This is a genomic window from Ruegeria sp. BHSB196 (genome assembly GCF_059613135.1).
In genome coordinates this window covers 1-11979 of record NZ_JBXWRY010000066.1, presented here as the reverse complement: position 1 = coordinate 11979, position 11979 = coordinate 1, and the positions used below count along the sequence as shown (strand labels likewise).

At 67.2% G+C, this 11979-nt stretch carries 15 protein-coding genes; 10 read left to right on the top strand and 5 right to left on the bottom strand.

Annotated elements, in window-relative coordinates; all coding sequences use genetic code 11:
* Positions 1-7 precede the first annotated feature (7 nt).
* Genes hisC through AC2FNJ_RS19645 form a run of 3 tightly spaced genes read left to right on the top strand, consistent with a single transcriptional unit; the run spans position 8 to position 2861 of the window.
* On the top strand, positions 8-1084 hold the full coding sequence (gene hisC / locus AC2FNJ_RS19655) for a histidinol-phosphate transaminase (RefSeq protein ID WP_496766698.1): 1077 nt from the start codon (positions 8-10) through the stop codon (positions 1082-1084).
* Positions 1081-2001, top strand: a complete 921-nt coding sequence (locus AC2FNJ_RS19650; protein ID WP_496766696.1) for a prephenate/arogenate dehydrogenase family protein — start codon at positions 1081-1083, stop codon at positions 1999-2001. Before hisC ends, AC2FNJ_RS19650 begins: the two co-directional genes overlap by 4 nt.
* The gene (locus AC2FNJ_RS19645) at positions 1998-2861 is read left to right on the top strand and encodes an extensin-like domain-containing protein (RefSeq protein WP_496766694.1); all 864 of its coding nucleotides are present in this window, start codon (positions 1998-2000) and stop codon (positions 2859-2861) included. The genes AC2FNJ_RS19650 and AC2FNJ_RS19645 overlap by 4 nt, the downstream gene beginning before the upstream one ends.
* A gap of 4 nt (positions 2862-2865) precedes the next feature.
* On the opposite strand, the gene AC2FNJ_RS19640 is transcribed toward AC2FNJ_RS19645, so the two are convergent.
* The gene (locus AC2FNJ_RS19640) at positions 2866-3867 is read right to left on the bottom strand and encodes a DUF2125 domain-containing protein (RefSeq protein WP_496766692.1); all 1002 of its coding nucleotides are present in this window, start codon (positions 3865-3867) and stop codon (positions 2866-2868) included.
* 65 nt (positions 3868-3932) lie between these two features.
* Here AC2FNJ_RS19640 and AC2FNJ_RS19635 point away from each other — a divergent pair, with 65 nt between their 5' ends.
* From AC2FNJ_RS19635 to AC2FNJ_RS19625, 3 genes are all read left to right on the top strand, one after another.
* Positions 3933-4463, top strand: coding sequence for a gamma-glutamylcyclotransferase (locus AC2FNJ_RS19635; protein WP_496766691.1), 531 nt, complete (start codon positions 3933-3935; stop codon positions 4461-4463).
* Between the two features lie 68 nt (positions 4464-4531).
* Complete coding sequence (locus tag AC2FNJ_RS19630; protein ID WP_496766689.1) at positions 4532-5716, top strand: biopolymer transporter ExbB; 1185 nt, start codon at positions 4532-4534, stop codon at positions 5714-5716.
* Between the two features lie 3 nt (positions 5717-5719).
* Entirely contained in the window at positions 5720-7486 is a 1767-nt protein-coding gene (locus AC2FNJ_RS19625) for a peptidoglycan -binding protein (RefSeq protein WP_496766687.1), read from the top strand.
* 214 nt (positions 7487-7700) lie between these two features.
* Here the strand turns inward: AC2FNJ_RS19625 and AC2FNJ_RS19620 are convergent, their stop codons facing one another.
* From AC2FNJ_RS19620 to purE, 3 genes are read right to left on the bottom strand one after another with little or no spacing between them, the layout of a single operon-like run.
* A complete protein-coding gene (locus AC2FNJ_RS19620) occupies positions 7701-8774 on the bottom strand; it encodes a 5-(carboxyamino)imidazole ribonucleotide synthase (RefSeq protein ID WP_496766685.1) in 1074 nt (357 codons plus the stop codon).
* Positions 8775-8776: 2 nt separating this feature from the next.
* Positions 8777-9532: an NAD(P)-binding domain-containing protein gene (locus AC2FNJ_RS19615; RefSeq protein WP_496766683.1), complete on the bottom strand. Its 756-nt coding sequence runs from the start codon at positions 9530-9532 to the stop codon at positions 8777-8779.
* Positions 9529-10014 carry a 5-(carboxyamino)imidazole ribonucleotide mutase gene (purE, locus tag AC2FNJ_RS19610; RefSeq protein ID WP_496766681.1) on the bottom strand — a complete coding sequence of 162 codons (486 nt, stop codon included), beginning with the start codon at positions 10012-10014 and terminating at the stop codon, positions 9529-9531. The genes AC2FNJ_RS19615 and purE overlap by 4 nt, the downstream gene beginning before the upstream one ends.
* Before the next feature lie 135 nt (positions 10015-10149).
* Between purE and AC2FNJ_RS19605 the strand changes: the two genes are divergently transcribed.
* A complete protein-coding gene (locus AC2FNJ_RS19605) occupies positions 10150-10464 on the top strand; it encodes a DUF1272 domain-containing protein (RefSeq protein ID WP_496766680.1) in 315 nt (104 codons plus the stop codon).
* Positions 10465-10466: 2 nt separating this feature from the next.
* Here AC2FNJ_RS19605 and AC2FNJ_RS19600 read toward each other — a convergent pair whose 3' ends face one another.
* The gene (locus AC2FNJ_RS19600; protein ID WP_496766678.1) at positions 10467-10691 is read right to left on the bottom strand and encodes a YdcH family protein; all 225 of its coding nucleotides are present in this window, start codon (positions 10689-10691) and stop codon (positions 10467-10469) included.
* Positions 10692-10856: 165 nt separating this feature from the next.
* Between AC2FNJ_RS19600 and AC2FNJ_RS19595 the strand changes: the two genes are divergently transcribed.
* The 3 genes from AC2FNJ_RS19595 to AC2FNJ_RS19585 form a co-directional block, all read left to right on the top strand.
* Positions 10857-11270 carry an Hsp20 family protein gene (locus AC2FNJ_RS19595; RefSeq protein WP_496766676.1) on the top strand — a complete coding sequence of 138 codons (414 nt, stop codon included), beginning with the start codon at positions 10857-10859 and terminating at the stop codon, positions 11268-11270.
* Between the two features lie 3 nt (positions 11271-11273).
* Positions 11274-11498: a DUF1150 family protein gene (locus AC2FNJ_RS19590; protein ID WP_496766674.1), complete on the top strand. Its 225-nt coding sequence runs from the start codon at positions 11274-11276 to the stop codon at positions 11496-11498.
* A gap of 113 nt (positions 11499-11611) precedes the next feature.
* Positions 11612-11979: PhzF family phenazine biosynthesis protein (locus AC2FNJ_RS19585; RefSeq protein WP_496766672.1), on the top strand; the 368-nt coding region annotated here is incomplete at its 3' end.

Below are 11979 nucleotides of genomic sequence, written 5' to 3'. Positions count from 1 at the left end.
GAACAAGATCACTCCGCAGCCCGGAATCATGGACATCGCGCTGTACCAGGGCGGCAAGTCCCATGTCGAAGGCGTGACGAATGTCATCAAGCTCAGCTCGAACGAAAACCCGTTCGGACCCAGCCCCAGGGCCATGCAAGCCGTGCGTGAAAGCGCGACGCAGCTGCACCGCTATCCCAGCACCGACCACATGAGCCTGCGGGCGGCGATCGGCGAGATGCACGGGCTGGACCCCGCGCGGATCATCTGCGGCGTCGGCAGTGACGAGATCATCGCCTTCCTGTGCCAGGCTTACGCGGGACCGGGCGAGGAGGTCGTGCATACCGAGCATGGCTTTGCGATGTACCGCATCAGCGCGCTTGCAGCCGGGGCCACTCCGGTCGAAGTGGCCGAGCGCGAGCGGGTGACGGATGTCGATGCGATCCTTGCCGGCTGCACCGAGCGCACCCGGCTGGTCTTCATCGCCAATCCCAACAATCCCACGGGCACGATGATTTCGGAGGCCGAAGTCAACCGTCTTGCCGACGGCTTGCCGCCGCAGGCGCTGCTGGTTCTGGACGGGGCCTATGCGGAATACGTGGACGGGTTCGACGGCGGCGCAAGCATCGTCGATGCGCGCGACAACGTGGTGATGACGCGCACGTTCTCCAAGCTCTACGGTCTGGGCGGATTGCGCGTCGGGTGGGGCTACGGCCCGCAGGAGGTCATTGACGTACTGAACCGCATTCGCGGGCCGTTCAACCTGTCGGGCACCGCACTGGCGGCGGCGGAAGCGGCGGTGCGCGACGTGGACTATGTTGCGTTCTGCCGGGCCGAGAACGCCCGGTGGCGGGCCTGGCTGGCCGAGGCTCTGGCCGAAATCGGGGTGCCGTCGGACACCTCCTGCGCCAACTTCATCCTCGCCCGGTTCGGCAGCCGCGACGAGGCCGAAGCCTGTGACGCCCATCTGCAAAGCCAGGGTCTGATCGTCAGGCGGGTTGCGGGGTACAACCTGCCCAACGCCCTGCGCATCACCATCGGCGACGAACACGCCTGTCGCCGCGTCGCCGCCGCCGTAACCGCGTTCAAGGGAGGCGTCGCATGACCCGGATCTACGACCGCGTGGCGCTGATCGGTCTGGGCCTGATCGCGTCGTCCATGTACTGGGCGATGAAACGCGGGGGGCTGGCCGGTGAGGTGACGGGCTATGCCCGGTCCGAGGCCACTCGCGAGACCGCGCGGCGGATCGGGCTGTGCGACAGGGTATGCGACAGCGCCGCCGAGGCGGTCGAGGGCGCCGATCTGGTGGTGCTGTGCGTGCCGGTGGGCGCGATGGGGTCGGTGGCGGAAGAGATCGCGCCGGCGCTCAAGCCGGGCGCGACGGTTTCGGATGTCGGCTCGGTCAAACGCCATGTTGTCCAGTCTGTACAGCCCCACATCCCCCCAGGTGTCCATTTTGTACCAGCACACCCGCTGGCGGGAACCGAACATTCGGGACCGGACTCGGGGTTCGCGGAACTCTTCGACAATCGCTGGTGCCTGATCGTACCGGTCGAGGAGTCCGACCCGCAGGCAGTGGCGCGGCTGCGGTCGCTGTGGGAGGGGATGGGATCCTATGTCGATGAGATGGACGCCGATCACCACGATCTCGTCCTGGCGGTGACCTCGCACGCGCCGCACCTGATCGCCTACACGATGGTGGGTGTGGCCGACGACCTGCGGCGTGTCACCGATTCCGAAGTGATCAAGTATTCGGCGGCGGGATTTCGCGACTTCACCCGCATCGCGGCGTCGGACCCGACCATGTGGCGCGACGTGTTTCTGACCAACAAGGACGCCACTCTGGAGATCCTCGGGCGCTTCACCGAAGAGCTGTTTGCCCTGCAGCGGGCGATCAGAACAGGTGACGGGGCGCATCTTTTCGACTATTTCACCCGCACGCGGGCGATTCGGCGGGGGATCATCGACGCGGGGCAGGATACCGACGCCCCGGATTTCGGACGAGGGAAGGCCAAGCCATGAAGCGATTGGGCGGAGTTTCGGTGGGTCTTGCACTGGCCTTCGTCGCGACCGCTTCGACCGCAAATCCGCCCGAAACCTCGCTGGTTCCAAAGGCTCGCACCGCGCCCGAGGCGGCGCTGGTCGCCGCGGCCAGCGCGGTGGCCGAGGATACCGCCGCCGTGGTCGCCAAAATCGTGAAGCTGCGGCCCGTGGCCCGCCCGTCGTCGCAACAGGTGTTGGCCGTTGCGGCCCGTCCCGCCGATGTGCCGGCGCTGGGGCCGGATGTGTCGCTCCATCCCTATCTGCGCCCCAAGTCGCTGGAGCAGGAGGTGCTGTTCAAACGGCGCAAGCTGCGCAAGGGGTCGGTCTGCGGCAATATCGACATTCAGGGCAAGAAGATCGGCAACGTTCCCGGCCGGGTGAGCGGATGCGGCGTCAAGGATGCGGTGCAGATCACCTCGGTTTCCGGCGTGGTGCTGAGTCAGGCCGCGGTCATGGATTGCGGCACTGCCGAGGCGCTGAACCACTGGGTCGAGCGCAGCGTGAAACCCACCTTCCGCCGCCGCGGCCCGGTGGTCGAGATGAAGGTGGCCGCGCATTACATCTGCCGGACGCGCAACAACCGCAAGGGCGCGCGGATCTCCGAGCACGGCAAGGGCCGGGCCATCGACATCTCGGCCTTCAAGATGATGGATGGCGAGGTGATCACCGTGCTGGATGGCTGGAGACGCGGCGGCGCCACCCGCAAGCTGCTGCAAAAGGTGCGCAAGGGCGCATGCGGCCCCTTCGGCACGGTGCTCGGCCCCGGATCGGACGGCTATCACCGGGATCATTTCCACATGGACACGGCCCGATATCGCAGCGGGCCGTACTGCAAGTAACCCGTCAGTGCAGCAAGAACCGCGGCGCCGGCCCCAGCGGGATCGGGCCGAGGGCCACGAACCCGTCCCGGAAGTTCAGCAAGACATCCAGCGCATTGGGGTTGCCCCCCAGCCCGGCCAGCAGGTTCAGCACGCGGTTGGCCGGTTCCACGGCCTGATCCGGCAGCGCGCCGGCGGCATGGGCCATGGCCACCATCTCGCGCCAGTTCTCGGCCTTGAGCGCGATCTCGCCCGTGGGAAGGCCCTGCGCGTCCACCTCCAGCTCGCCGGTGGCGAACAGGCGCAGCTCGCCCCATTTCATCTCGGCCAGCGCCAGGTCGATGAACACCGGCTGCGGCCGGCGCTCTTCCAGCGCGGTGCGGTCCCAGCGTTTGTCGAACCGCACCGTCATGTCGAGTTCCAGCGTCTCGAAGGCGTGGGGCAGGGCGGGGGACGACCGCATCAGGTTGCGCAGGCCCTCGCCGGGGGCAAACCCGTTGGCGGCGGCGAGGATCGCGTAGGTTTCGGGCGTTTCGGTCTGGACCATGACCAGCGTCAGGTCGCCGGCCCCGGCCAGCGCCTTGCCGTCTTCCGAAACCGACCACGGACCGGCGGTCAGGGCCAGCCGTTCCAGCACCAGCGCCACGCCGGGCTGCAGATGCAGGTCCGCCTGCATGTCCTGCGCCACGACGATCGCGGTCTGATCCAGATAGGACAGGCGTTGCGGCGTGTCGGCAAAGCGCAGCGATTGCCGACCGGGCCAGATCGCGGGGCTGGACAGGTCGATCCAGTCGGCCCGCCAGGCGGTCCCGGTTCCGGGATCGGCCAGCGCCGGATGGCTCAGCCGCGTGACGTGGCGGGTCGGGTATCCGGTGGTGGCGATGTCTGCGTAATCGGCCTGCCAGCCCAGCTGCGCACGCTGGTCGAACCAGCCTGCAAGTGCCGAGCGCAACCCGTATGCGGCAACGTACCAGTAGGCCGACCAGGCCAGCACGACGAGGATGACGACGCGAACCAGACGGTTCATGAAATGGCCCTTTTTCCTGCCTCGGTTTTGATGTTTATAGGCGCAAACGGGCGAGGGCCAGTGCAATGACGATGTGGGTGTTCGGATACGGATCGCTGCTGTGGAACCCGGGCTTTCCGGTGGCCCGGCGCGCGCGCGCCACGCTGCACGGTTATGCCCGGTCGTTCTGCATGAGTTCGATCCATCATCGCGGCACCGAGGACAACCCCGGCCTGGTGCTGGCGCTGGACGCCGCCGAGGGGGCGCAGTGCAAGGGGCTGGCGCTGGCGGTGGAAGCCGGCCACGAAGAGCGCACGCTGGCCGATCTGCGCGAACGCGAGCTGATTTCCTCGGCCTATCTGGAGCGGATGCTGGACGTGCACCTGGACGACGGCACCCTCGTCAATGCCGTGACCTACGTGATCGACCCGCATCACGTTCAGTATTGCGGCGGCATGTCGCTGGAAGATCAGGCGCAGATCATCGCCCGGGCGGTGGGCGGGCGTGGGCCGAATACCGAGTATCTGTTCAACACCGCCGAGCACCTGGCCGAGATCGGATTGCACGACCCGGATCTGGCGTGGCTGTCCGAGCGTGTGCGCCGCCTGACGGCATAATTCCTTGGCGTCGCGGGCGGAAGTTCGCTAGGTTCGGCGCAGAGCAGAAGAAACCGGGAAAAAGGCGCATGGCGCAGGCACACCGCGAGGCGAGACCGCAGTTCTCGCAACCGATCCGGCAGATCCTCATGATGCTGATCGTGATCGGGCTTTCGGGCTTTGGCGTATTCGTCGCGATGCCGCGCGTCATGCCGGTGTTCCAGGCCAACCCCTATCTCAACGGGTTCATCCTGCTGGTCTTCGTCATCGGCGTTCTGGTCTGTTTCTTCCAGGTGTTCCAGCTGATCGGCTCGGTGCGCTGGATCGAGGAATTCGTCGGCGGCGTGGAGCGCACCGAGACCCGGCCGCCGCAGCTGCTGGCGCCGCTGGCGTCGCTGCTGCGGTCGCGCGGGGCGCAGATGCAGATCAGTTCGACCTCGACCCGCTCGATCCTGGATTCGGTGGCCCAGCGGATCGAGGAAGAGCGCGAGATCACGCGCTACATCACCAATGTGCTGATCTATCTGGGCCTGTTGGGCACGTTCTTTGGCCTGGCGACGACGATCCCGGCGGTGGTGGACACGATCCGCAGCCTGAACCCGCAGGCCGGCGAAGAGGGGCTGGCCGTCTTCAACCGGCTGATGACCGGGCTCGAGTCGCAGCTTGGCGGCATGGGGGTGGCCTTTGGCTCGTCCCTGTTGGGGCTGGCCGGGTCGCTGATCGTCGGCCTGCTGGAGCTGTTCGCCGGACACGGGCAGAACCGGTTCTATCGCGAGCTCGAGGAATGGCTGTCGTCGATCACCCGCGTCGGGTTCGCCTCGGGCGACGAGGGCGGCGCGGAACTGGCGGTTCTGGCCCCGATCCTGGATGCGATGTCGCAGCAGATGGACACCCTGCAGGACATGTTCGCGGTGAACGAGAAGTGGCATTTCGAAGTCTCGGCCAAGCTGGGGCATCTGGTGGACGCGATCAGCGAGATGAACCAGCGGCAGGCCGATACCGAAGGCGTGACGGCGGCGCTGGACCGGGTTGCGCTGGGGCAGGAGGCGCTGCTCGATCACATGCGCGAACACGGCGCGGGCGAGGGGCTGGATGCCGAAAGCCGGATGCGCCTGCGGTCGATGGACGTGCAGCTGCTGCGGATCCTCGAAGAGATCTCGGCCGGCCGCCAGGAAAGCATGATCGAACTGCGCAAGGATATCGAACTGCTGGTCAAGGCGCTGTCGCTGCCGCGCGGGGCGGTGCGGGCGCACGGACCCACGGACGGGGAGTGACCGATGGCCCTGTCCCGCCGCACCGGTCAACGCTTTCAGGGCTCGGTCTGGCCCGGCTTCGTGGATGCCATGACCGGGCTGCTGATGGTGCTGACTTTCGTGCTGACCATCTTCATGGTGGTGCAATACGTGCTGCGCGAAACCATTTCGGGCCAGGAGGACGAACTCAGCGCGCTGTCGAACGAGGTTGCGGCTCTGGCCGAGGCGCTGGGGCTGGAAGAACGGCAGAACAGCCGGTTGCAGGCCCGGCTGGGCGCCCTGAGCGCGACGCTGGCGGAGACCGAGGATGATCTGGCGCAGGCGCAGGCGCTGGTGAGCTCGCTGAGTGTCGAGCGGGACCGTCAGGCCGAGGCGTTGACCGAGGCGCAGACCCGCATCACCGGTTTCGAGGCGCAGGTGGCGGCGCTGCTGGCCGACCAGGACCGCGCGCTGGGCGAGATCCGCGCGCTGGAGACGGAACGCGCGGAGTTGCGGGCGGCGCAGGACCAGCTCCTGTCCGAACAGGAGGCGCTGAACCTCGCCCTGGCCCGCAGCCGAGAGGAAATCGACGCCCAGACCGAAGCCGCCCGCCTGGCGGCGGCGCAGCGTGAGGCGCTGGAGGCGCTGATCGCCGATCTGGAGCGGTCGGGCGAGGCCAATGCCGCGCGGATCGAGGCGCTGGAACGGCAGCTGAGCGACGAGGAAACCGCGCGCCTGGCCGAGGCGGCCGCGGCCGAAGCCCTGCGGGAACGCTTGCAGAACGCCGATGCCGAGCTGACCGCCATGACCCTGGCGCTGGAACGGCAGCGACAGGAGGCCGAGGACACCCTGACCCTGCTGGCCGCGGCCGAAGCGGCCAAAGCCGAGTTGGAGCGCCAGTTCGGCGATGCCCTGACGGTCGAGGAGATGCAGGCCCGCCTGAACGCGGCGCTGAGCGCCCGGCGCGATGCCGAGGACGATGCCGCGACCCAACGATCGCTGGCCGAGGAACGGGCGGCGCTGCTGGCCAAGGCGCGCGAAACGCTGGCGGTGGAAAAGGCGGTGTCGGAAGAGGCGCAGCGCCAGACCGCGCTGCTCAATCAGCAGGTCGCCGCGCTCCGCACCCAGTTGGGATCGCTGCAGGCCCTGCTGGACGACTACGAGGATCGCAATGCCGCCGCCGAAGTCCAGCTGCAGGCCCTGGGCCGGGATCTGAACGCGGCGCTGGCGCGGGCAGCCTCGGAAGAGCGCAAGCGCCGGTTGCTGGAAGAGGCCGAGCGCAAGCGGCTCGAGGCCGAGGCCAGGGCGCTGGAAGCGCGGGCGCAGGGGCTGCAGGCTCAGGCCGAAGACCTGGAGAAATACCGTTCGGAGTTCTTTGGCCGCCTGCGTGACGTGCTCGGCCAGCAGGAAGGCGTGCGGATCGAGGGCGACCGGTTCGTGTTTTCCTCGGAAGTGCTGTTCCCGCCGGGCTCGGCGGTTCTGTCCGCCGAAGGCCAGCAGGAAGTGGCCAAGGTCGCCGGCATCCTGCGCAGCGTCGCGGCGGACATCCCGCCCGAACTCAACTGGGTGATCCGGGTGGACGGGCACACCGACAACATCCCCCTTGGCGGCGCAGGGCGCTACCGGGACAACTGGGAACTCAGCCAGGGCCGGGCGCTGTCGGTCGTCCGCTACATGGTCGATGCCCTGGGCATTCCGCCGAACCGGCTGGCTGCCAATGGGTTCGGAGAGTTCCAGCCCGTGGACGACGCGGACACACCGGAAGCGCGGGCGCGAAACCGTCGGATCGAATTGAAACTCACGGAAAAATAGCGTGGCGCCTGGCCGCGAGCCACGCCAGGGGCGCTGCCCCTCTTGCCCTGCGGGCAATTCACCCCGGGGTATTTGTGACCAGAAAGAAGCAGCGGTCTGTTTCATGCTTCTTTCTGGTTGAAAATACCCCAGGGAGTTTGAGGGACAGCGTCCCTCAACAAAAAAGAAAACGAGCGCGCCGGAGGCGCACGATTTGGTCAACCGATCGGCGAGGTCATCGGGTGCGGAGTATGCGGTTGATGTGGCCCATCTTGCGGCCGGGCTTGGTGTCGGCCTTGCCGTAGAGGTGGATCGACACGTCGCTTTCGCGGGCGAGCCCGGCCACGCGCTCGACTTCGGCACCGATGAGGTTCTCCATGATCACGTCCGAGTGGCGCCGGCCGTCGCCGAGCGGCCAGCCCGCGATGGCGCGGATGTGCTGTTCGAACTGGTCCACCGCGCAGCCGTTCTGTGTCCAGTGACCCGAATTGTGCACGCGCGGTGCGATTTCGTTGACCAGCAGCCCCTGTTGCGTGACGAACAGCTCGACGCCCAGGACGCCGACATAGTCGAGCGCGTTGAGGATATTCGCGGCCAGAAGCACGGCGTCGGTGCGTTGCGGCGGCGACAGGCGCGCCGGCACGGTGGTCGTGCGCAATATGCCGTCGCGATGCACGTTTTCGCCGGGATCGAAACAGGCGACCTGGCCGTCGAGGCCGCGGGCGGCGATGACCGAGACTTCGTGGCTGAAATCGACGAATCCTTCGAGAATCGCGGGCGCTCCGGCCATGTCCGCCAGCGCGGATTCGGCGTCGCCGGGCGCGCGCAGCCTTGCCTGCCCCTTGCCGTCATAGCCGAACCGCCGGGTCTTGAGGATCGAGGGCGTGCCGATCCGCCCGACCGCCGCCTCGAGGCTTGCCAGATCGGTGACATCCGCGAAGGGCGCCGTGCCCAGCCCGAGATCGCGCAGGAACGTCTTTTCCGTCAGCCGGTCCTGGCTGACGCGCAGCGCCTCGCGCCCCGGGCGGATCGGGCGGTGCGCTTCCAGCAGGTCGAGCGCCTCGGTCGGGATGTTTTCGAATTCGTAGGTGATGACATCCACCGCCCCGGCGAATTCCGTCAGCGCCGCGCTGTCGTCATAGGGTGCGGTCGTCACCCGGTGGGCGACCTGGCCGGCGGGAGGGTTGGCGCCGGGTTCGTAGATATGGGTCGTGAAACCCAGGCGCGCGGCGGCCATGGAGAGCATCCGGCCCAGTTGGCCGCCGCCCAGGATTCCGATGGTCGCGCCGGGGGCCAGCATCTCAGCCATTGTCAGTTCTCCAACCGTTGTCCGATCGCGTCGAGCGCCGCGCGCAGGGCGTCATGCGCGCCGCCCTGCCGCAGCATTCGGGTCATCTGCAGGCTCAGCGTCCCTTCGGTCGCCAGGGCGTCGCGCTCGGCCGCCAGCCGCCCGGCACCGCCCTTGTCCATGGCCGCCAGAAACCCCGAGATCAGGTGCGCCGTGTAGTATTCCGACGCCTTGGCGTCGCCGGTCCGGTCTCTCAGCCAGGCCGCCCCGGTGGCCATCAGGTCCAGCATTCCCGGCACCATGGCGCAGACCGCGAAATGCGCGTTGAGCGCAGCTTCGTCCGCAACCCGCACCACCGGATTCTCCGGTTCGAACAGCCGGGCCAGCAGGTCGCCATTGCCGAAGGCGGGCAGGGGGCAGCCGCCGGATTGCAGGAACCCCAGCGGGATGGTCTGCACGAAATCCGTCGCCGGTGCGCAGAGTTCGGCCAGGTCCGCAGCCGGCACCGCCGCCATCACCGAGACGATCTGCTGATCCGGGCGAAAGCGCAGCGGGGCCAGAACCTCGCCCGCCTGTTGCGGGCGCAGGCAGAAAAACACGATGTCCGACCGGTCGATGACCGGCTGCGCCTCGTCCACCGTCACGCCAAGCTCGTCGGCCAGTTCGGCGGACACCTCGGCGTTGCGCCGGGTCACGGCGATCTCATGCCCCTTCGCCGCCAGAAACCGCACCATCGGGGCGGCGATGTGACCGGTGCCGATGAACCCGATCCGGCTCATCCCTGCGGTTCCTCGCGGATCGATGCCGACAGCGCCGCGCGCCAGTGGTCCAGCCGCGTGGCCAGGGCCGCATCCTGCAGCGCCAGAATGGCGGCGGCCATCAGCCCCGCATTGGCGCCGCCCGCGGCGCCGATGGCCATGGTCGCCACCGGATAGCCCCTGGGCATCTGCACGATGGAATAGAGCGAATCGACGCCCGACAGCGCCTTGGTCTGCACCGGCACGCCGATGACCGGCACCCGTGTCTTCGAGGCCATCATGCCCGGCAGATGCGCCGCCCCGCCCGCGCCGGCGATGATCACCTGAAGCCCGCGGTCGACGGCCGTCCGGCCATAGTCCCACAGGCGATCCGGGGTCCGGTGCGCCGACACGATCCGGGCCTCGTAGGGCACGCCCAGTTCGTCCAGAATGTCGGCGGCTTCCTTCATGGTGGGCCAGTCCGACTGGCTGCCCATGATGATCCCGACCTTGACCTCGTCCATGCGCCCTGTCCCCAGCTATGGAAAGAGCGCGCACTATAGCCAAATCGGCCCGGCTGGCAATGCAGCACGATGACGAAACGCCAGCCTTTTCCAAGACATCCGATCCCGGCTACAAGTTCGGGAAAGGAGACCGCCATGCTGGAACTGCGCCCCAATTGCGAACTCTGCGACCGCGACCTGCCGCCCGGGTCGAAGGAGGCGCGAATCTGCAGCTATGAATGCACCTATTGCGCCGACTGCGTGGAAAACCGGCTGCACGATGTCTGTCCTACCTGTGGCGGCGGGTTCGCGCCGCGTCCGATCCGGCCCAAACGGTCCTGGCGGCCGGAACTGGGGCTGGGACTCGCGCATCATCCGGCCAGCGACCGGCGGCGGCACACGACGTTCACCGACGACGACATCGCGGCCCATGTGGCGCGCATCCGCGGCATTCCGCCGGAAGAAAGGTAGGCTCAGGCGATGATGTCGGGGGTCAGGCGATCCTCGATCATCGCGATGATGTCCTTCAGGCGCAGCTTCTGCTTTTTCAGGCGCTTGATGGTCAACTGGTCCGAGGTTCCCTTGGCCTCCAGCGCCTCGATCGCCTCGTCGAGATCGCGATGCTGGCGGCGGAACACCTCCAGTTCGACCCTGAGAACTTCATCTGTTTTCATCGAAATGTCGGAGGGCGCGTTCATCTTGCGACTCAGTTCTTCTTTGGCTGCCTGGGACACAGAATAGTGCGTCCGGGTGAATCCGCCTAGACCTTGTGGATTTCGCCGTTTCACCCCATATTTCAGTCAGTGCGGTTGCCGGAACGGGGCCGTGCCATCCGTCGCTTTGGCAAAAAAGGACGAAAGAACGTGTCGAAACTTACTCTGGGCTCATATCCGCACCTGCTGGGGTTTGAGCAGTTGGAACGCCTTCTGGAACGCTCGGCCAAGGCCGGCAACGAAGGCTACCCGCCCTACAACATCGAACAGACCTCGGATCATTCCTACCGCATCACGCTGGCGGTGGCGGGTTTCGCCGAAGAAGATCTGTCGATCACCATCGAGGATCGCCAACTGGTGATCCGCGGCCGTCAACGCGACGACAGCGAGGGGCGCGTGTTCCTGCACCGTGGAATCGCCGCGCGCCAGTTCCAGCGCATGTTCGTGCTGGCCGACGGGGTCGAGGTCGGCGAGGCCGTCATGGAGAACGGCCTGCTGCACATCGACCTGAGCCGCGCGGTTCCCGAAACCGTGGTGCAGACGATCAACATAAGGAAGGGGTAAGCGATGCACACACCATTCGATTTCAAGGACGACGGCGGCCGGATCGTCTATGTCAAGGCCGTTGACGTCGCCGACCTGCCCGAAGAGGTCCGGATTCACGCCGGCGACCGGGATCACCTGTACGCCGTGCATGACGCCCAGGGCCAGCAACTGGCGCTGGTGGCCGACCGCAAGCTGGCGTTCGTGCTGGCCCGCCAGCACGACCTGACGCCGGTGACGGTGCACTGACGCCGCATTTCCAGGTCGAAAAGGCGTGACATTCGTCGCCGATGCGGCGAAACATGCGGTTTGGGCCGGGCTGCATTCCCGCCGACAGCGACATTTCGGAACGGGAGCAGCGCATGAGCTGGCACGACTTCGACTGGGTGGATGCCTTCAGCGACCGGCCATTCGGCGGCAACGGCTGCGCCGTGGTTCATGGCGGCGCGGGTCTGCCCGACGAGGTCTGCATGGCCTTCGTGCGCGAAACCTCTCTGGTCGAGTGCACCTTCACCGGCCCGTCGGAAACCGCGGATGTCCGTGTGCGCTATTTCCTGGCCAGCCGCGAAATTCCCTTTGCCGGGCATCCCACCCTTGCGACCGTCGCCGCCCTGCGCGCCCGCGGTCGGGTGCCCGGCGAAACCCTGACGCTGGAAACCGGCGCGGGCCTCGTTGCGATTCGCCTCGACGGGGAGGACATCGAGATGACTCAGGTCGCGCCGCGCTTCGG